Consider the following 22818-nt stretch of genomic DNA (forward strand, 5'->3'; position numbering starts at 1 on the left):
TTATTCGGTTTCCTTTTTTATGCAGTCCAACAAAAACTGTAAAAGCAGCGGAATTTTCTCCGCAAAATCATCCATCCCGTGACTGCCATTTGCTTCGGTCATCAGCATTGCAGGGGGACGCGCAGCACTATAATAACGATGTGCTTCACGATAATCCAAAACTTCATCGCCTTGTTGCAGCAGAACCAGCATTTTGTCTGCATCTTGTGCAACTGGCAGGGCCAATTGTTGCAGTTGTCGAAGATCCACATCATCCAGACACCAGTTCGGATGCACCTGCAAAGGCAGTTGCTCGTCAAACAGTTCACGAAACAGTTGCCATGGTCGCATTGCCGGATTAATCAGTACAGCAGGCACAGCATGCTGTGCGACCAGATATGTCGCATAGAATCCGCCGAGACTGCTGCCCACTAGCGCCACATCTTGCATTGACTGAATCCGCTCGGAAAGCTGCTGAATCGCAGCCAGTGGCGACATATTTAAATCAGGCAAATGCACCTGAACCCCGGAGTATTTTGCACAGTAGTGTTGCAGCAATGTCCCCTTGATCGAGTAGGCATTACTTTTAAAGCCATGCAAATAAATAATATTCATGAACTACCAACAAAAAACCCATTCATCATCAAAATTTAATTTAAAAAATGTGAAGTACACTACAATATCAGACCCGTTAATTACTTAAATTGTCTGACAAAAAAGCCAGAAGTATTCTGTAATTCTCGCTATTTTAGAATGAAGGCCTCAATATCTGGAAACTCGACAAGAAAAAGAATTTATACCGCGAAGTTCTTTAAAAAGAAAGATGACAAATCATGCGGCTCATTGAAAGGACAGCATCAGATGCCAAGTTTGACACCGTTACATGAAACCTATTGTCGCTGGGACCGAACCCCACCGAGTCAGGCCGATGTACTGGAAGGTCTGGCACAGCTGGTGACGACGCGCTTTAACGACGTTATTCAGGAACTGATCAAGAGTATTCAGCGTGAAATTTTAATGAGTATTTTTGGTTTAAGTGAGAATAATTCACAAAAAATTCAGAATATTCCGTCGATTGCCCGGCTCTATCAAATGTCCTATGACATGCTGTTTCATTATGGCAATACCCTGATTGCACCCGGTCTACGCCAGATTATTGAACGTTTTCCCAAACTGCATAATAAGCCGCTGACGCCTTCCTTGCATTTTCTGGTCAGTGCCTTAAATGGCATTATTGGGGATTATCTGCTGAAATATCAAAACCCTTTGGCCTTGCCCATGGTGATCTATGATCATTATGGCTCATTGCAAAATGGTGAGCTGAGCGGACGGATTACCCTGTTTGTACATGGCTTATGCATGAACCATTTAGACTGGTCAAATCGAAAATATGAAGGGATTGGAGAAAAATTACTGGCCCAGCGCGACCGCAATACCATGCTGTATCTGAATTACAATACTGGTCGGCGAATTTCAGCCAATGGCCGCAGTCTGGCCAATACCTTGCAGGATCTGGTTGCTCGCAATCCGAGAATTACCAGTATTGACCTGATCGGGCATAGCATGGGGGGTCTAGTCTCTCGTAGTGCGCTGTTTTATGGCAAGCAGAATATGTATGGCTGGATCAATATGGTGGAGAATCTGGTCTGTCTCGGCTCACCACATCATGGTGCTGTACTGGAACGTTTTGGGTTTAGCTTGCAGGACAAACTTGGACATTTCCCGCTGATCCGGCTGATTGGTCATCTGGTCAATATTCGCAGTAATGGGATTCTGGATTTACGCCATGGCAGCGTCCGTGATGATGACTGGGAGCATAATGCGCTTCGGATCGGCTTTATGGATGACAACCGTAAACCTGCCCCGATCCCGTCGCATATCGACACCTATCTGGTTGCGGGTACGATCGAATTTGAAAACCGCAAAAACAAGACCCTGCACGTGATTGGCGACTATCTGGTCAGTATCAAAAGCGCTTTGGGCGAGCATCCCAATCCGCGTTTCCAGCTCAAAGTTCCGGATGCCCACAAGGCTATTTTCTATGGCTTGAACCATTTCGAGATTCAATATCATCCGCTGGTCGCCGAACAGGTGGCACGCTGGTTCTATCCAAGTGTAGAAGATGAAGCCTTTGATCAAATTCGTGAATATACAATTGATCTGGAAAGTCTGGAAGGTATTGCCCTGACTTAACTTTCAGCGCATTAACAAGCCCTCAATTGAGGGCTTGTTAATGCGAACTTATTAATATTTATCTCTGAGCCGTTTAACCGGTGCAGTTTTATATTTGCGCAGCAGTTGCCATAGACTGACCAGCAATAAAATACTAAAGAAGATCAGAGACCAGACCGGCAAAGATTGCCCCAAGAAAATCCAGTCAATGGTGGCACACTCGCCAGAACCATTGAGTACCTGTTGCAATACCGACTGCATTGGCAAGGTTTCCAGCCAGTATTCCAGGCCAGGACCACAGCTCGGCACCTGATCCGGTGGCAGATTCTGTAACCAGACATGCCGGGCAGCAACGCCCACAGACCATAAAATACTCAGCGAACCTAGCAAGGCATAGAGCCGCTTCATGATATTAGATTTAGGGTTATGCAGACATGCGATGAGTGAGATGATCCCCAGTCCAATTAATCCCACACGCTGAAACACACAGAGTGGACAAGGCGCCAGGCCCTGTACATGCTCAAGATATAAAGCAAATGCCATTCCAATGACAGCAGCCAAAAATAACATACCACTCACGAAGCGATAACCCCATTGCATGGTGAATCCTCTTATTTTTTATCGATATTGAGCTAAATAATCAGCAAAACTGACGCTGCTATCTTGCTCGAGTTGCTGTTGTTGCTGCAATGACTTTTGTGACATTTCTTCAAAATAAGCCAGTGTTTCCGGGCTAAGCTGGTGTGCTTCATAGACACTGCTGTGCTGCTGGGCCAGATGCTGGCCAAAGTGCCACATACTGCCTTGAGTGCGTGTATCGCCCACCACCAGGGCAGATAAAGTTGCATCAACTTCATCGACCCGGATCTGCATCATCTTCATGGCATTGCTATACAGGTCGGTTGCATAGGTCTGATTGAGCAGCTCGGCCAGAGGCTGCATGCGTTGCAGATGTATGGCACACCAGTCTTCAATCGGATAGCATTGACCATCTGCCAGAATTGCAGCATTCGGCGCACGGCCACGATTTACCACTTCGGTCTGATTCTGCTCAATGATCTCCTGCTCCTCACCGAAAAGTGCTGGACTGTCCTGCAATAAACAATACAAGGCCACCACTTCCAGGAAGCCGGCGGTGTCTTCATTGATGCCAATCGGGCTATATGGATTGACATCGACTGCCCGCAGCTCGACATAGGCAATCCCGCGATTTTCCAGCGCTTGAGATGGGGTTTCACCCTCTTGTGGCACCTGCTTCGGACGTACCAGACTGTAATATTCATTTTCGATTTGCAGCACATGATCATTGATCTGAGTCGGCTGGCCATCTGCTGCATTTAGTCCAAGACGACTAAAGGGTTTATACGGCGTTTTGACTGCTTTTTGCAGTCCTTCTAGATAGTCTTGCAAGTTATTATAGTGAATGCCGAGCTGTTTCTGGGCTGAGTTCTGGTAGCCAAATCGTCCCATACGCAATGCTGTCGCATAAGGGGTATACAGGGTGCCTTTTACCAAGGGCAATAGATGATGATCACGACCGGTCATAAAGCACTGGCAGACTGCCGGACTGGCACCGACCAGGAACATCACCAGTGGGGTCAGACGAATAAAGTTACGGATCAGCCCCATATAGCGGTGGCTGCGATAATCCTGCAGGCTTAAGTCCTTGAGTGCTTCATCCTGCTCCTGCTGCTGTAAGGCTTCGAACAGATGATCCGGGAAAGACAGGTTATAATGCACCCCTGAAATGGTCTGCATACGGCGACCATAACGCACCCCCAAGCCATGACGATACAAGGTTTTAAATAAGCCGATATTCGAGCTGCCATACTGCGCCAGCGGAATACTTTCATCGCGGCTATCCAGCATGCAGGGCATCGACATCGGCCAGAGTTTTTCCTCATTTTCCAGATGACGATGCACAATCGCGTGAATATCAGTGAGATAGTCCAAGGCTTTTTTGATCGTGTCCTGCGGCGGCGTAATGAACTCCATTAAGGCTTCAGAATAGTCTGTGGTGATATGTGGATGAGTCAAGGCTGAACCCAAGGCACGCGGATGCCCTGCCTGTGACAGGAAACCATCACTCTGCATACGTAAGCTTTCACGCTCAATACCACGCAGCATGCCTTTGATGAGTGACGACTCTACCCAGGTCGGTAACACATTTTGGGAAGTCGGTTCAGGTTGACTCATTACAATCTCGCTTAAAGGGGCTAAACTATTAAATTAAAATCATCAGTTTAATCAGTATAACGTGATTTCTGGCCGGCACATGATAGGCTGTCTAGTTTTCAGGCAAACTATTGATTTTTAATTTGGCAATTTTTTAACACAAACTTCCCCTATAAGACATGTGAAATTTGTGATTTTATAATTAAATGAGCAGAGGCAAACAATAAAGCATATGAATTATCAAGATTTTTTAGACTTCTGGTTTTCCCCGGCCGCAGAACCGAACTGGTTTGTTAAAAGCGCCGCCTTTGATGCCTTACTGGCTGAAAAGTTTAGTGTCTTGCATCGGCAGGCCGCACAAGGCGAATTATGGACCTGGCGAGAAACGCCAGCAGGCCGGGTGGCCGAAATCATTATCCTGGATCAGTTATCCCGTAATTTATATCGCAACGATCCACGTGCTTTTGCTCAAGATGGTATGGCTTTGGTCCTGGCGCAGGAAATGATCCAGCTAAAACTCGATCAAGCGCTTGATCCAGTCTACCGCCGTTTTTTATACATGCCCTTTATGCACAGTGAGTCAGCACGTATCCATGAAGTGGCATTGCAGCTGTTTGAAGCGCTGGATAATCCAACTGTATTGGACTATGAGCTAAGACATAAAGTGATTATCGACCGCTTTGGGCGCTACCCCCATCGCAACCAGACCCTGGGTCGTGACTCGACCGATGAAGAGTTAACCTTCCTGACCCAGCCCGACAGCAGTTTTTAAAGCCTGTTTTTGTGACTGGATCATTGCATCAGGAGATCGAACATGAAAAATATGCTACTGGGATTGAGTGTGATCGCTGCCATCAGCCTGAGTGGTTGTGCAACGACGCCTTCAAAACCATTAACGTTTGATCAGTTGGGCCGCTACAGTACCACGCCACTCAACAACAACACCTATCGGATTGGGTTTCAGGCCCGGCCCAATATGAGCTTTGGCACGGCTGAGGAAATTACCCTGCTCAAAGCCGCGCAGACCACTGTGCAAAATGGCTTTCAGTTCTTTAGAGTGCTGAATGATCCAAGTAATCGTACCCAGCAACCGCCACGTCAGGCGATCGTCTATCCGGCACCGAGCTATTATCCATATGGTTATTACCGTCGCTATCCGGGGTTCTGGCCAGACCCGTTCTATGACCGTCCTTATACTGTCACCCTGGATCCTGCTCAGGTGGCCTATACCATTGAATGCTTTAAAGCCGGTCAGGCACCTAGCGATGCTTTCGATGCGCGCTTGATTTTACAGTCACTTGGGACTAAATATGGTCTAAGTCCATCCGGCGCAGTGCTGCAACCGCAACCGGCCAATCCCTCTTGACAGGATGATCTATGCAGACAGAGAGTATCTCACCGAACTTACAACGCAGTAAACGTTTTGCGACCATCGCGCTGGTGGTCGCGGTACTGATCTGGTTGGCACTCATGCTTGCTGCCAAGCTGCTGCCCGAATATGTCTGGCTGATTCATATCCTGATGCTCTCTGCAGAAGCCGGTGTGGTCGGTGGTCTGGCTGACTGGTATGCGATTACCGTACTGTTCCGTAATCCTTTTGGCCGCTTGCCGATCCCGAAATTTTTACGTGACCATACCGAAATCATTCCCCGCAACAAGGCCCGTATTGCAGAGTCAATGGGCCGTTTTGTGCAGGAAAATTTTCTTTCTCCGCAAATTGTACAGCGCAGTCTGGCCAGTACCGACTTGAGTCTGGCCGCGGGGCGCTGGCTGGCCAATCCACAGAATAATGCCCAGGTCACCCAGGTGATCCAGCAAACCGTGCCTAAAGTTTTTGAATTTGTCGGGCAGGAACAGATTGCCGGATTTATCCAGAATAATAGCGTGCAATGGGTCAAGAACACCCAGATCAATACCCTGGCCAGCGAGATGCTGCGCGCCGTACTCGAAAATGATTTCCATCAGGATGTACTGCAACGCGGCCTAGACGTGGTACATGCCTGGATGAGCTCACATCCTGAAGAAACCCGGGAACTGACCCGTAACCTGTTCAAGGAAATGGGAGTCTGGAAACTGGCCAAAGGCGCGAGCTGGATCGGGATTGATGTGCAGCAACGCAGCATTGATTCTGTCATTCAGAGGGTTGAAGCGATGCTGGCCGATCCGGATCATCCTTGGCGGCTTAAAATTGAGGAAACTGGACATCACTGGATGTTGCAACTGGCCGACAACCACAGTGAAGCCAGCCAGCGTCTGAATGAAACCAAGGATGCCTTGCTCGATAGCCCGCAGGTGCTGAATTTTATCAGTGGTGCCGTGGTGATTTTATGTGATGCCATTAAAGAGGATTTGCAAAAACCGTATTCCGGTATTGCCGAGAATCTCAGAATTGCGATTCAGCAGGTCGGAGAAAATATTATCTCGAATGCTTCGGTACGTGAGCTGCTGAATAAACGTCTTAGCGGGATCGCGGTGGATCTGAGTGATCAGTACAGTGAAAAAGTGATTCGTTTCATTAGCGAGCGCATTCACGAATGGGATTCGACCGAGATGATCGACAAGATTGAAAATGAAGTCGGTGGCGACCTGCATATGATCCGGGTCAATGGTGTCGTGGTCGGTGCCTGTATCGGTCTGGTGCTCGGGATTATCCGGGCGGCGGTGGAGCATCTGATTTAAAAACCATTTTCTCTTTGATACAGCTTGGCTCTTCAACAGATTCAGGCTGTTTGGGGACAGAATAAAATCAGCCCAACCTTAAAAATAAAACCTGCCTGCCCTATTTTTCACATCGGCATTTTTAAAAGGCTGAAACCCTTACTATTGTCAGAGTTGTTTTAATCAATCACTTCGGTGCTTGAGGGCCGGACATATCCACCAATAGTCCGGTAAATTTGCGGACAAAAGGTAATAAGGTCACCACGACTGGAAAGGCAATTGCCCAGGAAATCATCCAGTTGTGAAACCAAAGTGGCATGAATCCATCAATCCAGCCTAAATTGCGCAGCATATTGATCATGGAAATGATGCCACTCATCAGGCAAGACAGGATAAAAGGCACAATAATCAAGGCCCATTTTGCAGGAAGTTTAGGAATATCACCGATAATGGTCGGATGTTGTTGCGAATCCACGGACTGCTCTTTTTCTATATTTTAAGATCACTAATATAAGCCAAATTTTATACTTCTGAAGGTGCATTTTTATTAAAATTGATGTTATTTTCACCCGATTGATCACATTCTCCCAAAGACCAGATTGTAAAAAATCTGTGGAGTGATCGTATAATTTTTATTCCCTAGAAATGCTTTTACCTAAAGAGCATGAAATTTGCTATATTTGCTGTTTTTCTGCGACATTTATTTTCGACTGATTATGAACACGGCAATCCAAGCAGCTCTAGAACATGCAGTGCAATCCCTTCAAGCTGAAGGTGTCCTCCCATCTGACTGGAAAAACAGCAGTAGTTTGACGCGTACCAAAGACCGAACACACGGTGATTTCGCCTCAAATATCGCGATGATTGCCTCTAAAGCTGCGGGTATGAAGCCGCGTGATTTAGCAGAAAAAATGCTTGCTGTTCTTCCTGAAGTGGCAGATATCAGCAAAGCGGAAATCGCAGGTCCTGGTTTTATTAACTTCTTCCTCAATGCAGACCAGCGCTTTGTGGTACTCGATCAAATTCAAGCACAGCAAGATGCTTATGGTCGCACCCAGGTCAATGCGGACAAACGCATTCAGGTTGAATTTGTCTCTGCCAATCCGACCTCTAGCCTGCACGTGGGTCATGGTCGTGGTGCCGCGTATGGCATGACCGTTGCCAATCTTTTAGAGGCGACTGGTGCCAAAGTAGATCGCGAATACTATGTCAATGATGCTGGCCGTCAAATGGACATTCTGGCCACTTCAACTTACCTGCGTTATTTAGAGTTAAATGGTCAGGAACTGGTCTTCCCGAAAAATGCTTATCAAGGCGACTATGTCAAAGAAATCGCGCAAAGCATTATTGACCAGAATGGCGATGCTTATGTCCGCCCTGTAGCGGATGTGTATAAAGATGTACCGGAAGATGTGCAATTCGCTGCTGAACTGGATGCAGATGGCAACAAAGTGGTGGTGTCTGGCGACAAAGAAAAGCACATTGATGGTTTGATCTTTAATTCTCAGGCGTTGATTGGTACAGGCTATCGTGTCTTCCTACAGGCAGCACTCAAAGCGATTCTGGACGATATTAAAGATGACCTGGGCGAATTTGGTGTCACTTTCAACCAATGGTTCAGCGAAGAATCATTAACCGACAAAATTGAAGAAGCCTTACAGACCTTAGATCAACGTGGTTTCCTGTACGAAAAAGATGGCAATATCTGGTTCAAGTCGACTGAATTTGGTGATGAAAAAGACCGTGTGGTGAAACGCCGTAACGGCCAGACTACCTACTTTGCCTCTGACATTGCCTATCACCTGAATAAATTACAACGTGGCTATACCGATATTATTGATATCTGGGGTTCCGATCACCACGGTTATATCGCACGTGTGAAAGCAGCGATTGATGCGATGGGCTATGACTCGAAGAAATTAACGGTGCTTCTGGTTCAGTTTGTCAGCCTGTGGCGCGGTGGCGAGATGGTACAAATGTCATCTCGTTCAGGTCAGTTCGTGACCTTGCGTGATCTGCGCAAAGAAGTCGGCAACGATGCTGCACGTTTCTACTATGTGATGCGTAAATCTGAACAACACATCGATTTCGATCTAGACTTAGCGGTGTCGCAAAGCAAAGACAACGCTGTATATTACATCCAGTATGCGCATGCCCGAATCTGCCGTATGTTAGAAAAAGCGGCCTCTACAGGCGTGAATTTTGACGCTGCGGCAGCGCGTACTCTGGCGGCCCGACTCGAGCTGGATGCTGAAACTGAAGTTCTGGCTAAACTGGCTGCCTATCCAGAAATTCTGGTGCGTGCTGCAAACAGCCATGAGCCACATCAAATCGGCAACTACCTGAAAGAGCTGGCAGCCTTGTTCCACGGCTGGTACAACGACAATAAAGTACTCGGTGATGATGCTGAACTGACTCAGGCGCGCTTACTGTTATCAGTGAACGTACGTCAGGTATTGCGTAATGGCTTAGAACTTTTAGGTGTGTCTGCGCCTGAGAGCATGTAAGCAAAGCACCGCTTTGCATGCTCGCAAGGCGAAAGCTTCGCTTGAGTAAGCATGTATAGATTGTTTTGCATGCTCGCAAGACAAAAGCTCTACTCGAAGCCACAACGAAAACTGTTGTTTTAGCTGTTCAAAAAATACCTGGCTAGATTCTGCCAGCTATTTGAAAAATAGCTCAAGTATAAATCTGGTGTGCAGTTTGATCTAAATAATGACATTTGGATCTTAATCACATAGGATGAAATAATAGTCAGGCATAACCACTGTTATGCCTTTTCTATGAGGCAACCCCATATAGAGGAAATCCCAAGTGTTTGGAAAAACGCAACGCGGTGTATCTGAAAGACCGAATAAGCCTAAAAAGCCACTGATTCCGACCTGGCTCGGCACACTCGTGATCATTTTAATCGTGTTGAGTTTTTTAATGGCACTGATGTTGTGGAAGCCATGGGAACCGGTTAAGCCTAAAACTCAAACGACTGCAGCATCTGTCCAGGAAGAAGACACCAATAAGGATTACCGTTTTTACGATTTGTTGCCACAACAACAAGTAACTCCGATTCCTGAACAGGCGGTACCTGAAGCTAAAAGACAGGATACTGTGGTGATTGTAGAAGCACCTCGACCTGAAGTTCCTGAAGCTGCAGCAAGCACTGAACCTGGCTTAGAAGTCAGCGAAGCACCGGTTACAGCTCCGGTCAGCTATATTCTGCAAGTACGCAGCTTTGATGATCCGGATCAGGCCGATGCCCGCCGTGCGGAAATTATTCTGAATGGCCTGTCTGCTGATGTGGTCAGAAGCGTAGAAAATGGCAAAGTCTGGTATCGCGTGGTCTCAGGCCCTTATGACTCGGCTGATGCGGCACTGATTGCCCAGCAGACCTTGCAACACAGTGGCATTGATTCGATTGTGGTGAAACGCTAAAGATTTAAATGAGAAAAAGCGCCTGATGGCGCTTTTTTTGTATCCTTCCCCCTTTGGAAAAGGGTGAAGAGCATTGCTCCGCAAGGGAGGATTTATATCATTCAGGATTAATCCCCCTCGATCCCCCTTTGAAAAAGGGGGGAGGATACAAGAGGCTAAAATCTTTAAACCGTATGCCCCAATGCTTCACCCATATTCACCAAAGAATTGGCCTTGAAAGCGGCATCCCACTGCATTTTATTTTCTTCAAATAAAATCACTGCAGTTGAACCGAGGTAGAACCGGCCCAGTTCCGCACCTTTTTCCAGGAACAGATCATGCTGGTTTAACTCGATCCGACCAGAAGGTTTAACCTTGCCAGTAGCCACCGTTTCAATACCAGCGACAATCATTGCACCAACCAAGACCACGGCCATACGGCCAATTTCAGTATCAAACAGGCAGACCATGCGTTCATTGCGGGCAAACAGACCCGGAATGTTTTCTGCTGTGACCTGATTGACCGAGAACAGCTCGCCCGGTACATACAAAGTTTCAGTCAAAGTCCCTGCAAATGGCATATGCACACGGTGATAATCACGTGGTGACAAATATACTGTCGCAAACTCGCCATTTTTGAAGGGTTCAGCCAGTTGCGGGTCAGCAATCAGCGCTTCTACAGTAAATTTTTGACCTTTGGCCTGAAACACATCGCCATTTTCAATTTTACCCAGCTGGGAAATCGCCCCATCCGCAGGTGAAACAATGCTGCTGGCATCTGGATCAACTGCACGAATCCCTTGTTTCAGGGCACGGGTAAAGAATTCATTAAATGATTTGAATTTCAAGGCATTGGCCTGTTCAGCAATCGACATATCAATGCCGTACTGTGCCTTAAAGGCAGTAATTACAGCCGTTTTGATAATCGGGTTTTCGCTGGCAGCAATTTTGCCGACCACACGAGACAGGCGATGTTGCGGTACTAATCGTTGAGCTTTAATAAAAAACTGTTGTTTTAAACGTGATGTGATGCTCAAGATGGCACCTCCCCTGTAGCGATTGGACTATTGAGGCGATTGCCCCATTCACTCCACGCACCATCATAGGCTCGAATTTTCCAGCCCAGTAAACGGCCCAGAATATAGGCCAAACCTGAGCGATGATGGGACTGGCAGTACACCACAACCGGCTGAGTCAAATCAAAGCCCAGTTGTTCCAGACGCTGCTGAGTACGTGGTAAAGGCTGCAATTTTAAATGATTTTGCCGGTTAAGGGCAGTACTCCATTCAAAATGACGTGCTCCCGGAATATGACCACCGCGGCGCGCTGCCAGACGCAGGCCAGTATATTCATCTTCAGTGCGGCAATCCCACAGTTGAACTTGTTCATTTTCAATGAGCTGGTGTAATTCATCATAGCCAATCTGAAACTCTGATTTTTGCTCGAGATTGACAGGAACTAAATGACTCACCGGGCTAAATATTTCCTGATCGGACGAGGTTGGCAAACCTGCACCTAGCCAAGCATGAATCCCGCCATTCAATAGACTGGTATTTTCAAAACCCAGACAATGCAGATTCCAGAGTAGACGCCCGGCCCACGCCCCACCCTCATCATCATAGGCCACCACATGATGCTCAGGCGAAATATTCAGATAAGCAATGAGGGCCTGCAAGCCTTCTACATCCGGCAATAGCCCCATCGTATGCTCTTCCTGACGAACCAGCAGCTTGGGTTGTAAATGCAGGGCATGTGGAATATGCAACTGCTCATACACAGAAGCCCGGCTGAGGTCGACAATACGAAGTTTTTCATGGCCCAAATAGGGAACTAAATCTTCTGCCTCGATCAGCAGACCAAAATTAAAAGCTGAAGCTATCATCGTTATCATGGCTATGATGGGTCAAATTGTTTTGATCTTAGCACAGCTCATTTTTACACTTATGCGGTTTCTTTTAAGATGATTAGCAGGATTTTAGATAAGTCATGCTAAAAAGCCATCTTGTATAAAAAAACCGCCCCTGTAGCGAAGCGGTTTTTAAAATTACTCATGTCTAAAATGTGCTTAAGCAGGTTCAGTGATCTCGAAAACCTGACGCAAATAAGCCAGGAAAGTATCATTATCAGTCATGGTTTTGCCTGGACTGTCCGAAATTTTTGCCACCGACTGACGGTTACATTCCACCAGTTTCAATACGATATTTAAGGGGGTTTGGCCCATGTCGTTGGTCAGGTTGGTGCCAATCCCGAAACTGACCTGAAAACGGTCTTTAAAGTATTGATGCAGTTTCCAGGCTTTTTCCAGATTCAGACCATCACTGAAAGTCAGCATTTTGGTTTTGCTGTCAATTTTCAGTTTTTTATAATGTGCATAGGCCTTGTCACCCCAAACATAGGGATCACCACTGTCATGACGCAGGCCGTCAAACAGTTTGGCAAAATACAGGTCAAAATCACGCAGGAAAGCATCCATACCGACCACATCAGTCAGGGCAATACCTAAATCACCACGATATTCCTGTACCCAGGTTTCCAGCGCAGATTTCTGGAAATTACGCAGACGCACGTCAAGCGCCTGGAAAGCTTGCAGGAATTCATGCGCCATGGTGCCAATCGGGGTAATTCCCAATTCTTTCGCCAATAACACATTACTGGTACCACGGAAGACATGTGGTGCAGCCTTGTTGAATTCTTCTACCACATGCTTTTGCCATTCGAAACTATAACGGCGACGTGTCCCAAAATCCGACACTAAAAATGGCGGATCATGTGGATGTTGTGATGCATCGTATTCTTTTAATAATTGTATTTTTGCCTGTAAACGGCGCTCACCTTCAGCCAGCACTTCAGGACTACGGATCCGGCTAAAATACAGTTCATTGACAATTGCCAGTACGAAGATTTCAAACATCATCGCCTGAACCATCGGGCCTTCAACTTTAATGTCTAAACGACCTTCGCTATCGATACTGGCCTGAATAAAACGGCGTTTCAGTTGAAACAGTTCCAGATAATCGACGAAATCGCTCTTGATAAAACGCAGACTTCTTAAATATTGCAACTCGTCTTCTTTGAAGTTGAGCTGACACAACAGATCAAGTTGATGATTGAGATCATCCAGAATATCCGTCAGTGGATAGACTGTATCTTCCAGATTACGACAACGGAAATGGTAGACACTATGCGTTTGCGGAAACTTGTGTAATACCACTTGTAACATGGTGAATTTGTACAAGTCAGTATCTAACAGGGAACGGATAATTGGAGCCATAACTAAGGAAATATCGCTGTGCTTATCTCAACATTAAAGCATAAAATTTTATGTAATATTGCAGGATTTACGTACAGCTAGCTGAATTCGCGACAAAAGTATCAGAGTATAATGGGTTTTATTTTGACAACTGGCCTTGGGTTTTCCCCTGTTCCTGAATGATTTTCTGCAGCTGTTTTTCCTGACCAATCACCTTGGCAAATTCGGCTGTGGTCTTTTGCCCGGTCTGCTTGGCTTGGGCATCACAGTCGACCTGACGCAGCTGTTTGGCAATCGCAAATTCCATTTTAAACAGTGCCCCCATCAATGCGGTATTACCTTTATTGTCGCGGGCGCAGCGATCAGCACCATGATTGAGCAAGGTCGTCACAATAGTTTGATGGCCATAATAGGTCGCCATCATCAGGGGGGTAAAACCGGCACTATTGCGTACATCAACCGGAAAACCATACTTGAGAAATTCATGAATCACTTCGTGATTGCCGGTTTTGGCTGCGGCAAAAAACAGCGCAACTAATTCCTGTTGTGAGCTCATCTGAATATTGTCCACAGTTTTAGCGGGGGAGATCTCCTTGGCGGTGGCCACGTTTGCGAATATGGAACCTATCGCGAGAATACTGGCTAAAACTGCATGCTGCATAGCTTTCATAATGAACTCCAACAGAAATCAAATAGAGACATGAATCGAAAATGATTCTATTCAGATTAGATAAGATGAGTAAAACGGAGTGCCTGTAGAACTCCCCCTAGGGTGCAGGAAAGGTTTGGAGTTCTACAGGACTTTGCGGAGGTGAATTCTTAAACCCTAGTCACCAATCCTGATCGACCAATCGAAATCAGTCTTTGAGTTGTGCTGCTTTGGCTTTGACCGTTGCGATGTTGCCCTTCACCGCTTTGGTCATACGTGTACCGTAGTCGGCATCTGCCTTGTAGAAATAAGACAACATGATGTGCTTGGTTTCTGAATCTTTTACTGCACCTAAGTCCGCAGCCAGGTTCATAATCAAGTCATCTTTCTCTTTGGCAGTATACGAGCGGTACAGCTCACCTGCCTGCTTGAAGTTCTGCTCTTTCACACCGATTTGCTGTACATGACCCGATAATGGTGTTTGTACCGCACGTGCTTTTGCAGTCGCAGCTTTTGGCTCTTTGCGGCTTGGCTCATAGTTCACATCCGAGTCACGCTCAGATACGTTCATATAACCTTCCTGGTTGTTGTTATTTACAGCAACCACTGGACGGTTCACCGGAAGTTGCTGGTGATTCACACCCAGACGGTACATTTGCGTATCTGAGTAAGAGAAGATACGGCCTTGTAGCAGACGGTCTTCCGATGGCTCAATACCCGGAACCAGATTACCTGGTGCAAATGCCGACTGTTCAGTCTCATTGAAGAAGTTCTTTGGCATGCGGTTCAGGGTCAATGTCCCCACTTTCACTTCTGGAACTAAGTCAGTTGGCCAGATCTTGGTGGGATCAAGTGGATCAAAATCAAACTTGCCAAGATCTTTTGGATCCAGTACCTGAATATGCAGATCCCATTTCGGGAAGTTGCCGGCATAAATATTGTTATAAAGATCATTGGTCAAGTGATTGAAGTCTTTGCCCTGTTGCACGGCAGCTTCTTTCACATTCAAACCCTTCACGCCTTGCTGCGAGCGGAAGTTGAATTTCACATATTTGTATTCGCCCTTGTCGTTATATAGCTTGTAAGCATGTACCCCGAAACCGTCCTGTTCGCGGTAGCTGGTGGGCACACCTTGTTTGCCGTACACATAAGTCAGCATGTTGGTAGCCCATGGCTGGCTCGACAGGAAGTCAAACACACGGTTGGCATCTTGTACGTTTGTCACCGGGCTTGGCTTCATTGCATGAATGAAGTCCGGGAATTTGATCGCATCACGGATGAAGAATACCGGTGTCTGGTTACCGACCAGATCCCAATTCCCTTCTTGAGTATAGAACTTGATCGCGAAACCGTGTGGGTCACGCAGGGTTTCCGGTGAACCTTTACCATGAATTACCGTAGACATACGGACAAAAACTGGAGTTTTAGTACCGGTCTTGAATAGAGAAGCAATTGTTAAATCAGACAGGTCTTTAGTTGCAACGAATTCACCATAAGCCCCTGTACCACGCGCATGTACCACACGCTCCGGAATACGCTCACGACCAAAACGTTGTAGTTTTTGTACCAATTGAACGTCTTGAAGCAAGACTGAACCATTTGGGCCTGCTGTGATTGAGTTCTGGTTATCACCGACTGGCGCACCATTGTCTTTAGTTAGAGGAGCAGCTTGTGTGGCTGTGACAGTTGCAAGCATTGCAACCAGTAATGAACGCTTAAACATTTCTAAATCTCTCAATTTATTACCTTTCCTGCAGGTGCTAAGATATATAAAAACTAAAAATTGTTAAAACAGATTATTTTTATCACTTCAATCGTTTTAATGAATTTATAAAAATTAATCAATTGATTTTCAAATATTTAAAACTCATAAAAATTAGCATCTGATACTGCTTCAGGTTTTATTCTTGCTACAATCACGCCCATCTATCGTTATCAGTCAATATGTAAAATGCGTGCCTTATTACAAAGAGTTTTAGAAGCTAAAGTCGTGGTCAAGGGTGAAACCACTGGCGAAATAAATAAAGGAATTCTGGTTTTTCTGGGTCTGGGCAAGGACGACAATCTGGAAAAAGGTAAAAAGCTGATTGATAAGATATTGAAATACCGATTCTTTGATGATGAACAGGGCAAAATGGGCTGGAATGTCGGTCAGGCCGGAGGCGGTTTACTGCTGGTTTCGCAATTTACCCTAATGGCGCAAACCCAAAAAGGTTTACGTCCAGATTTTGGCCCTGCCATGCCACCTGCTGCTGCAAAAGAGCTGTATGAGCAACTGGTTGACTATGCAAAGTCACAATTTAAACATGTACAAACTGGTATTTTTGCAGCGGATATGAAAGTACATTTGGTCAATGATGGGCCGGTGACGTTTAATTTAGAAGTTGAATAGCGACATTATTTTCCACATTAAAAAGCCCTCAGATTCAGTAATCGAGATCAGGCAGGAAACTGTCTGGTTTTTTATTATTGTTATTCATAATGATATGGGGTAGCTGGAAACCTCATCCCCAACGGTCTGGGGCATCAGGTGTATTGTACCGCAAGATTAGAAAATAATTGTTTCTGCAAAAGATTTAAAAAATTAAGGAGCTTAGATCTAAACTCCCTAACTGACTGGCATTACCCAGATTGAAACTGGCTGAATCCTGCTCTCAGCCCTCCTTGAAAAAGGAGAGGAAGTCAGGAGCAGAGTTTTATTTACCCGTTTTTTCTTTAATAAACGCCTGGGCAAATTTAATTTTTTCTTTGACCGGTTTGGGCAATTTGGGTGGAATCATCTTCGCCACCTGGTTAAACCAGACCAGCAGGCCAAAGTCACCTTCCATTTTGATGGTGCCACTTTGCATACCGGTCATGAATGCTGTCGGGTCACCTTTGACCAAGGTCTTTACACCCTGTTCACTATCAGCAAACTGCAATACAAAATCTGCTTTCTCTGCATCACCTGAAACTGTATCAATCTGGCCATTATTGACAATGATCTGACGTGCCATACCTTCATCTGTGCCAATCTGGATCCGGAATTGACGCTCATGTACCAGTTCAATAAATTTTGGGCTGGTACGTGCCAATTGCTTCATACGTAAAGCCAGACCCGCGACCAACAAGTCCAGTGGATCGGTACTCATATCAATAAGAGGAAGTTTTAACACAGGAATGGACGACAGTTTCATGGAGGATGCCTATTCTAATTGTACGAAAATTGACAAATATCCTAGCATAATTCTTGGCTAGGTTGATTAAGCAGTTTGTATCATATTTCTAAGCTAAAAAATGCACCCGTGGGTGCATTTTTTCTTTGCGATTTTTAGACTTAACGGCTCGAAAGCTGCTGCTGATCATCTTCATAGACTGGCGTATGTTCGATACAACGGCGTTTTGCCAAGGCACGCTCTGCACGACGGTCTTCACGCAATAATAAGAAAGTGACCACCATCATGACTGCTGTCAATGCACTCAGATAACTATAGGTCATTGGCAGATCAAACCAGGCTTGTGTGCCTACACGAATCATCTCAATCAAGCCCCAGACCAACATCCCGGCTGCCATAAAACTCAACCAGCGACGATAAGGCGAGAAGAACACAGCAACTACAGCTGCAGCGACTAAACTGAAGCCCACGATCGTTGCTAAATTCGCTGTTACCATATAAACCCCTCCATCCAAATAGATAGTTTGCCTGTTTGATATTGCAACGGTTCTATCTATTGAATTTCGTTCAATCAATAAAATGGAATCTGTTGATTTGTATCTCTATGCCTGCATTATGCTGAGTTTTTTGCATAAAAAAAGTCCTGTGATCTGGTCTCACGACATACTTTGTCGCGATATTATATTGTCATTACATTTTTTGCTTTTGGCATTTTTGTGGATCAATGACTGCGTCAATGTTGGCGTGTCATTACAAAATTATCAGGGCTGTTATTGACTGAAAAAATTATTTTTCCGTTTAAGATGATCGATGTTTTTATAGTCAACCTTCTCTGCTGGCTTGGTCACCTTGGTCCAAAGGCAATCAAAAAACGCGACCCTGAGGTCGCGTTTATATCTATCCAAACGAGTGTTTATGCCTGATTCAGGTCTTTATCGTGTACCCCGAGCAGATACAGCACCCCGTCCAGACCGACACTGGAAATCGCCTGCGTGGCATTTTGACGCACCAGTGGCTTGGCACGGAAAGCCACACCGAGTCCTGCAATCGATAACATTGGCAAGTCATTGGCACCATCACCGACTGCAATGGTCTGCTCCAGGGAAATTCCCATCTCTTTGGCAATTTCGCCAAGCAATAAAGCTTTACGCGCGCCATCAACAATATGACCTTTGACTTCACCCGTGACTACACCATCCTGAACATCAAGCGCATTGGCATGCACTTCATCAATATCCAGTTTGCCTTGCAGATATTCGGCAAAGTACTGAAAACCACCCGACAGAATTGCAGTACGGTAACCCAATGCTTTCAAAGTCGAAATCAGGCGTTCAGCACCCTCGGTAATGGTCAGGCGCTCGGCAATTTTCGGCAGTACCGATGCATCCATGCCTTTCAATAAAGCCACACGGGCACGGAAACTGGCCTGAAAATCAAGTTCACCTTGCATGGCGCGTTCGGTGATTTCAGCAACCTGCGCACCGACCCCTGCTTCAATCGCCAGTTCATCAATCACTTCCTGTTCGATCAGGGTCGAGTCCATATCAAAACAGACCAGACGGCGGTTACGGCGATAGGCATTGTCTTCCTGAACCGCAACATCGACATTCAGTTCACTGGACAAACGCAAACAGGCAGCACGCATGGCTGCGGCATCCAGCATTTGTCCTTTTAAACCAAATTCGATACAGGCACGTTTCGGACCGGTACTGCTGCCATCCAGGGCCGGACGGCCAGACAGACGGGTTACGGTTTCAATATTAAAACCCTGAGCCGAGACAATCTGGGTCACGGCCTGCAAATGAGAGGCATTTAATTCAGGGGCCAATGCCGTTACGATATAACGTGTGCGCCCACCCTCTTTGACCCACTGATCATATTCAGTCGCAGAGATCGGTTTAAAGCGCACAGTTAACCCGATATCATGTGCTAGAATCAGGATTTCCTTCATGGCTAATGCTGTCGCCGTCTGGTCATCAGACGCTACAACAATACCTAAGGTTAACTGATTATGAATAACCGCTTGCCCCACATCTAAAATCTGTAGGGAATGGGCGGACAAAACCTGCATTAATCGTGTAAATTGATTAGGCTGGTCAGGTCCTAAAAATGATATAAGAATGATTTCTCGCATGAATTGACTCGGGTCTGAGCTACAACTATTGTTAGAATCATAATCGAAATTGAACAGAATTGCCTTGGAAGTTTACGTTGAATGCGCCTAGACAAGGGCTATTTGCTAGCCTATTGATTGTAAGTTTTGCTCTGCATACCTTTTTACTGGTATTGGCAACCACTCACCAACTGAATGAAAACCGCACCAGTCAGGGGCAGCTGATCACCAGTCAACTGGTGACAGACAGCCTGTCCGAGCTGGAACCCGCCAATCGTGTTTCTCTGGCTTTGCTGGCAAATCGTTATGCGACCAACCCGAGTGTGGCTTCGATTCGAATTCTGGATGCGAAAGGTCAGGTTTTAGCCACCGGCGGACTGACCAAAACTCGCGATGGTGAAGTTTTTGTCCGTGATGCACTGCAAAACGAGAAAAAAGTCGGTCTGATTGAAATCACCCTGATTGAGCCAAGTATGGGTGAAATTCTGCGGACGCAATGGCTGGCGATTCTGTTCTCTTTCATTATTCATGCTTTGATTTGGGTGGCGTACCGCGCGATCGCGCGTCCTAGCCGAACCGAATATCTGGCACGCATTAACAATGAATCCCGTTTAAAATTCGAGATTCAGACCCTGACCCAAGCTCTGGAACAGGAAAAGCACAATGCTGCGCTGGCCATTGCCCAAGCCCAGCAGGCAGTAAAAAATAAAGCCAAAGAAAAAGAACATAAGCCAGCTGTACTGGAAAGCGATAGCCTGAGCTTGAATATCCAGTTCTATGATCCAAAACAGTTACTCGATAGCGTGAATAAAACCGTGTCGGTGCCTTATTTCAACCTGTGTCAGATTTTCCTGAATAAAGCCACTGAACTCTGTGTGCAGCGCTACAAACTGAATGGCAGTGATATTAGTACTGTGCATAAATTTGATGAAAAAGGTGCCACTATCAGCATTGCGGCAGACAAGCCAAATGCCTTGGCCTGCCTGACCATGATCAGTGCGGTATTCCAGTTACTCTCGGAGGTACTGTATAAACGCTATCGTGAAGAAAAACGTTTTGTACTGCAAACCCGTAGTGCAATTGCGTCTAAAGTCGAGGAGATGCAGCTCAGCTCGGTGCAGGCCTCTGAGCGTCTTAGCCAGCACCTGGTCGCAAAAGAAAGTGCCTTACATGTCCCGAATAGCTTGCTGAAAGATGTGAGCGAACATTTCCAGCTGGTCAGTATGCCGAATCCAACCAATGTCCTGACCCGTCATGCCTTTGTGGTAAATGGCATGGATGCAGAAACGGCTGAACTGGCACAGACTTTTAGAACCGAGATTTTAAAATCCAAACAGTCCAAAGCCTCATAAAGGTTGTACAGTACAAAGCCCGACTTTAAATCGGGCTTTTTTATGCGCAGAATTTTTAAGCTGTTACTCGTCAAGTTCTATTATTCAGCGCCTTGCAGCAATTAAAATCACTGCCGCATTTTAAAACTCTAGCTGTCTGTATCCAGATTTTGCTTTGGCTCTAATGTCGTTACCCTGCTTTTGGCTGCCCAATAGGTGGCCAGAGCTGGCCCTGAAATATTGTGCCATAAGCTAAAGATTGCACTGGGCAAAGCCGTAAGTGGAGAAGCTGCAAAATGGGTCGCAGCCAAAGCCACACCCAGACCCGAATTCTGCATTCCCACCTCAATCGATACCGCACGACAGTCTATTTCCGCCAGCTTAAAGATACGACTGGCCCAATAACCCAGCAAATAACCGAGACCATTATGCAAGGCCACAATCCCCAAGATCAGTAGTCCAGATTGCAAAATCTGAGCTTTGCTGCCGGCAATAATCGCTGCCACAATCGCGACAATGGCAATCACAGAAATCAGCGGCATCACCTGAATATAGGCATTTACTTTTTGCTTGAGCAGACTCCGTACAATCAAGCCCAGAAGAATTGGAAATAGCACCACTTGTAGAATCGACACCAGCATGGATAAGGCATTGATCTCGATCCATTGGCTGGCCAAGAGATAAAAAATCGCAGGGGTCAGAATCGGAGCCAATAAGGTTGAGACGGAAGTACAGGCCACAGACAGAGCAGTATTGCCTTTGGCCATATAGGTAATGACATTGGAGGCAGTACCACCCGGACAGCAACCGACCAGTATCACCCCGATCGCAATTTCCGGCGGCAACTGGAACAATTGACACAAGAGAAAAGCCAGACCCGGCATCACTACAAACTGGGCCACGACCCCAATCCCGACAGCTTTCGGACTTTGTAGCACACTTTTAAAATCGCCTACGGTCATGGTCATGCCCATACCAAACATGATGATGCCCAGCATCCATGGAATATAAGCGCGTAACCAGACAAAGCCCTCGGGCAGCATTAAGGCAATGCCGGAAAACAGCAGCACCCATAAAGCAAAGGTTTTTTGGACAAATTGGCTAAACTGGAGCAAGGCTGACATGGGGTTCATCCAGGGGTACAAAGGCAGAATAATAACAAGATAAAACAGGCATCTCTCAATACCAGAAATCTGAAGATTTAAATGCGCCGAAGATCAAAGAAATATCCGAAGCGCATCATGATAAAATTTTAAACCGGCTGAACGATATCTTTGGTATAGATGCGTTTTACCCCATGCGCCAGCATATCTTGCCAGGCATGTTGCAAGGAACCATTGAGATCAATGCCCTTGCTGGCATCGGCAATGACATAGGTCTTAAAGCCCAGTTTGCAGGCATCGATGGCGGTCCAAGCCACACAGAAATCGGTAGCAATCCCAACCACAAATACCGTATCAATACCACGTTCACGCAGATAGCCGGCCAAACCGGTTGTGGTTTTCTGATCTGCTTCCATAAAGGCGGAATAACTGTCAATCCGGGAATCAAAACCCTTGCGGATAATCAGTTGCGCTTGCGGTAAATTTAAATCCGGATGCAACTCGGCATCTACTGTCCCCTGCACACAATGCTTTGGCCATAAAACCTGAGTGCCATAATCCAGCTGAATGCTGTCATAAGCCGCTTTAGCGGGGTGATTGTCTGCAAAAGAAATATGGTTTTCTGGATGCCAGTCCTGCGTCAGGATAATATTTTGAAAATACTGCCCCAATAAATTGATATTGGGGATAATCTGGTCAGCATTGGCCACTGCCAGATTACCCCCTGGGGTAAATCCTCTTTGTACATCTACGACCAGCAAAGCGATATTATTTTGCATGTATTTTCATCCATTGAAATCTCGATTTATGTCCAAGCATAGCGCA

The 22818-nt window shown here is 46.1% G+C and carries 22 protein-coding genes; 8 read left to right on the forward strand and 14 right to left on the reverse strand.

Annotated features, from left to right (window positions below):
* Positions 1-594, reverse strand: coding sequence for a YqiA/YcfP family alpha/beta fold hydrolase (locus tag FTU45_RS06520; protein WP_180076159.1), 594 nt, complete (start codon positions 592-594; stop codon positions 1-3).
* 246 nt (positions 595-840) lie between these two features.
* On the opposite strand from FTU45_RS06520, the gene FTU45_RS06525 reads away from it, so the two are divergent.
* Positions 841-2172 carry a hypothetical protein gene (locus FTU45_RS06525; protein WP_005173301.1) on the forward strand — a complete coding sequence of 444 codons (1332 nt, stop codon included), beginning with the start codon at positions 841-843 and terminating at the stop codon, positions 2170-2172.
* A 51-nt stretch (positions 2173-2223) separates the two neighbouring features.
* On the opposite strand, the gene FTU45_RS06530 is transcribed toward FTU45_RS06525, so the two are convergent.
* Complete coding sequence (locus tag FTU45_RS06530; protein WP_159138399.1) at positions 2224-2751, reverse strand: disulfide bond formation protein B; 528 nt, start codon at positions 2749-2751, stop codon at positions 2224-2226.
* Positions 2752-2769: 18 nt separating this feature from the next.
* The gene (gshA, locus tag FTU45_RS06535) at positions 2770-4347 is read right to left on the reverse strand and encodes a glutamate--cysteine ligase (protein ID WP_074383841.1); all 1578 of its coding nucleotides are present in this window, start codon (positions 4345-4347) and stop codon (positions 2770-2772) included.
* A 211-nt stretch (positions 4348-4558) separates the two neighbouring features.
* On the opposite strand from gshA, the gene FTU45_RS06540 reads away from it, so the two are divergent.
* The 3 genes from FTU45_RS06540 to FTU45_RS06550 are packed head-to-tail and all read left to right on the forward strand — an operon-like array spanning position 4559 to position 7005.
* A complete protein-coding gene (locus FTU45_RS06540) occupies positions 4559-5098 on the forward strand; it encodes a DUF924 family protein (RefSeq protein WP_180076160.1) in 540 nt (179 codons plus the stop codon).
* A 42-nt stretch (positions 5099-5140) separates the two neighbouring features.
* Entirely contained in the window at positions 5141-5692 is a 552-nt protein-coding gene (locus FTU45_RS06545; RefSeq protein WP_180076161.1) for a hypothetical protein, read from the forward strand.
* An 11-nt stretch (positions 5693-5703) separates the two neighbouring features.
* Positions 5704-7005 (forward strand): DUF445 domain-containing protein, encoded by a 1302-nt coding sequence (locus FTU45_RS06550; RefSeq protein ID WP_180076162.1) that lies wholly within the window; start codon positions 5704-5706, stop codon positions 7003-7005.
* 166 nt (positions 7006-7171) lie between these two features.
* Here the strand turns inward: FTU45_RS06550 and FTU45_RS06555 are convergent, their stop codons facing one another.
* Positions 7172-7459: a DUF2798 domain-containing protein gene (locus FTU45_RS06555; RefSeq protein ID WP_180076163.1), complete on the reverse strand. Its 288-nt coding sequence runs from the start codon at positions 7457-7459 to the stop codon at positions 7172-7174.
* A gap of 241 nt (positions 7460-7700) precedes the next feature.
* On the opposite strand from FTU45_RS06555, the gene argS reads away from it, so the two are divergent.
* The gene (gene argS, locus FTU45_RS06560) at positions 7701-9491 is read left to right on the forward strand and encodes an arginine--tRNA ligase (RefSeq protein WP_100356999.1); all 1791 of its coding nucleotides are present in this window, start codon (positions 7701-7703) and stop codon (positions 9489-9491) included.
* Between the two features lie 307 nt (positions 9492-9798).
* The gene (locus tag FTU45_RS06565; RefSeq protein ID WP_074383835.1) at positions 9799-10413 is read left to right on the forward strand and encodes an SPOR domain-containing protein; all 615 of its coding nucleotides are present in this window, start codon (positions 9799-9801) and stop codon (positions 10411-10413) included.
* A 164-nt stretch (positions 10414-10577) separates the two neighbouring features.
* Here the strand turns inward: FTU45_RS06565 and asd are convergent, their stop codons facing one another.
* The 5 genes from asd to FTU45_RS06590 form a co-directional block, all read right to left on the reverse strand.
* Positions 10578-11429, reverse strand: a complete 852-nt coding sequence (gene asd, locus FTU45_RS06570; protein ID WP_180001037.1) for an archaetidylserine decarboxylase — start codon at positions 11427-11429, stop codon at positions 10578-10580.
* Positions 11426-12274, reverse strand: coding sequence for a sulfurtransferase (locus FTU45_RS06575; protein WP_180076164.1), 849 nt, complete (start codon positions 12272-12274; stop codon positions 11426-11428). The genes asd and FTU45_RS06575 overlap by 4 nt, the downstream gene beginning before the upstream one ends.
* 183 nt (positions 12275-12457) lie before the next feature.
* Positions 12458-13663, reverse strand: a complete 1206-nt coding sequence (gene pncB, locus FTU45_RS06580; protein ID WP_074383833.1) for a nicotinate phosphoribosyltransferase — start codon at positions 13661-13663, stop codon at positions 12458-12460.
* 118 nt (positions 13664-13781) lie between these two features.
* Positions 13782-14312 carry an ankyrin repeat domain-containing protein gene (locus tag FTU45_RS06585; protein WP_100534548.1) on the reverse strand — a complete coding sequence of 177 codons (531 nt, stop codon included), beginning with the start codon at positions 14310-14312 and terminating at the stop codon, positions 13782-13784.
* Positions 14313-14499: 187 nt separating this feature from the next.
* Positions 14500-16014 (reverse strand): catalase, encoded by a 1515-nt coding sequence (locus tag FTU45_RS06590; protein ID WP_180076180.1) that lies wholly within the window; start codon positions 16012-16014, stop codon positions 14500-14502.
* A gap of 228 nt (positions 16015-16242) precedes the next feature.
* Here FTU45_RS06590 and dtd point away from each other — a divergent pair, with 228 nt between their 5' ends.
* Entirely contained in the window at positions 16243-16683 is a 441-nt protein-coding gene (dtd, locus tag FTU45_RS06595; RefSeq protein ID WP_100357004.1) for a D-aminoacyl-tRNA deacylase, read from the forward strand.
* Positions 16684-16987: 304 nt separating this feature from the next.
* On the opposite strand, the gene FTU45_RS06600 is transcribed toward dtd, so the two are convergent.
* The 3 genes from FTU45_RS06600 to serB form a co-directional block, all read right to left on the reverse strand.
* Positions 16988-17467 (reverse strand): SCP2 sterol-binding domain-containing protein, encoded by a 480-nt coding sequence (locus tag FTU45_RS06600; RefSeq protein ID WP_180076165.1) that lies wholly within the window; start codon positions 17465-17467, stop codon positions 16988-16990.
* A 140-nt stretch (positions 17468-17607) separates the two neighbouring features.
* A complete protein-coding gene (gene aciT, locus FTU45_RS06605; RefSeq protein WP_074383829.1) occupies positions 17608-17943 on the reverse strand; it encodes a ciprofloxacin tolerance protein AciT in 336 nt (111 codons plus the stop codon).
* Between the two features lie 416 nt (positions 17944-18359).
* Positions 18360-19580: a phosphoserine phosphatase SerB gene (serB, locus tag FTU45_RS06610; protein ID WP_074383828.1), complete on the reverse strand. Its 1221-nt coding sequence runs from the start codon at positions 19578-19580 to the stop codon at positions 18360-18362.
* 77 nt (positions 19581-19657) lie between these two features.
* On the opposite strand from serB, the gene FTU45_RS06615 reads away from it, so the two are divergent.
* Entirely contained in the window at positions 19658-20911 is a 1254-nt protein-coding gene (locus tag FTU45_RS06615; RefSeq protein ID WP_005173336.1) for a hypothetical protein, read from the forward strand.
* Between the two features lie 128 nt (positions 20912-21039).
* Here the strand turns inward: FTU45_RS06615 and FTU45_RS06620 are convergent, their stop codons facing one another.
* The gene (locus FTU45_RS06620) at positions 21040-22014 is read right to left on the reverse strand and encodes a bile acid:sodium symporter family protein (protein WP_074383826.1); all 975 of its coding nucleotides are present in this window, start codon (positions 22012-22014) and stop codon (positions 21040-21042) included.
* A 128-nt stretch (positions 22015-22142) separates the two neighbouring features.
* Positions 22143-22772, reverse strand: coding sequence for a bifunctional nicotinamidase/pyrazinamidase (pncA, locus tag FTU45_RS06625; RefSeq protein ID WP_005173338.1), 630 nt, complete (start codon positions 22770-22772; stop codon positions 22143-22145).
* Positions 22773-22818 lie beyond the last annotated feature (46 nt).

The organism is Acinetobacter sp. YH12106 (genome assembly GCF_013418995.1).
In the GTDB taxonomy this organism is placed as follows: Bacteria; Pseudomonadota; Gammaproteobacteria; order Pseudomonadales; family Moraxellaceae; genus Acinetobacter; species Acinetobacter pseudolwoffii.

What these genes read in the sequence shown, in the direction of transcription:
- FTU45_RS06590 (WP_180076180.1), bottom strand. Translation starts at nt 16,014, where the DNA reads ATGTTTAAGCGTTCATTACTGGTTGCAATGCTTGCAACTGTCACAGCC.
- FTU45_RS06520 (WP_180076159.1), bottom strand. Translation starts at nt 594, where the DNA reads ATGAATATTATTTATTTGCATGGCTTTAAAAGTAATGCCTACTCGATC.
- FTU45_RS06540 (WP_180076160.1), top strand. Translation starts at nt 4,559, where the DNA reads ATGAATTATCAAGATTTTTTAGACTTCTGGTTTTCCCCGGCCGCAGAA.
- FTU45_RS06530 (WP_159138399.1), bottom strand. Translation starts at nt 2,751, where the DNA reads ATGCAATGGGGTTATCGCTTCGTGAGTGGTATGTTATTTTTGGCTGCT.
- FTU45_RS06620 (WP_074383826.1), bottom strand. Translation starts at nt 22,014, where the DNA reads ATGTCAGCCTTGCTCCAGTTTAGCCAATTTGTCCAAAAAACCTTTGCT.
- FTU45_RS06545 (WP_180076161.1), top strand. Translation starts at nt 5,141, where the DNA reads ATGAAAAATATGCTACTGGGATTGAGTGTGATCGCTGCCATCAGCCTG.
- FTU45_RS06585 (WP_100534548.1), bottom strand. Translation starts at nt 14,312, where the DNA reads ATGAAAGCTATGCAGCATGCAGTTTTAGCCAGTATTCTCGCGATAGGT.
- FTU45_RS06525 (WP_005173301.1), top strand. Translation starts at nt 841, where the DNA reads ATGCCAAGTTTGACACCGTTACATGAAACCTATTGTCGCTGGGACCGA.
- argS (WP_100356999.1), top strand. Translation starts at nt 7,701, where the DNA reads ATGAACACGGCAATCCAAGCAGCTCTAGAACATGCAGTGCAATCCCTT.
- pncB (WP_074383833.1), bottom strand. Translation starts at nt 13,663, where the DNA reads ATGGCTCCAATTATCCGTTCCCTGTTAGATACTGACTTGTACAAATTC.
- FTU45_RS06575 (WP_180076164.1), bottom strand. Translation starts at nt 12,274, where the DNA reads ATGATAGCTTCAGCTTTTAATTTTGGTCTGCTGATCGAGGCAGAAGAT.
- aciT (WP_074383829.1), bottom strand. Translation starts at nt 17,943, where the DNA reads ATGGTAACAGCGAATTTAGCAACGATCGTGGGCTTCAGTTTAGTCGCT.
- serB (WP_074383828.1), bottom strand. Translation starts at nt 19,580, where the DNA reads ATGCGAGAAATCATTCTTATATCATTTTTAGGACCTGACCAGCCTAAT.
- pncA (WP_005173338.1), bottom strand. Translation starts at nt 22,772, where the DNA reads ATGCAAAATAATATCGCTTTGCTGGTCGTAGATGTACAAAGAGGATTT.
- FTU45_RS06550 (WP_180076162.1), top strand. Translation starts at nt 5,704, where the DNA reads ATGCAGACAGAGAGTATCTCACCGAACTTACAACGCAGTAAACGTTTT.
- FTU45_RS06600 (WP_180076165.1), bottom strand. Translation starts at nt 17,467, where the DNA reads ATGAAACTGTCGTCCATTCCTGTGTTAAAACTTCCTCTTATTGATATG.
- dtd (WP_100357004.1), top strand. Translation starts at nt 16,243, where the DNA reads ATGCGTGCCTTATTACAAAGAGTTTTAGAAGCTAAAGTCGTGGTCAAG.
- gshA (WP_074383841.1), bottom strand. Translation starts at nt 4,347, where the DNA reads ATGAGTCAACCTGAACCGACTTCCCAAAATGTGTTACCGACCTGGGTA.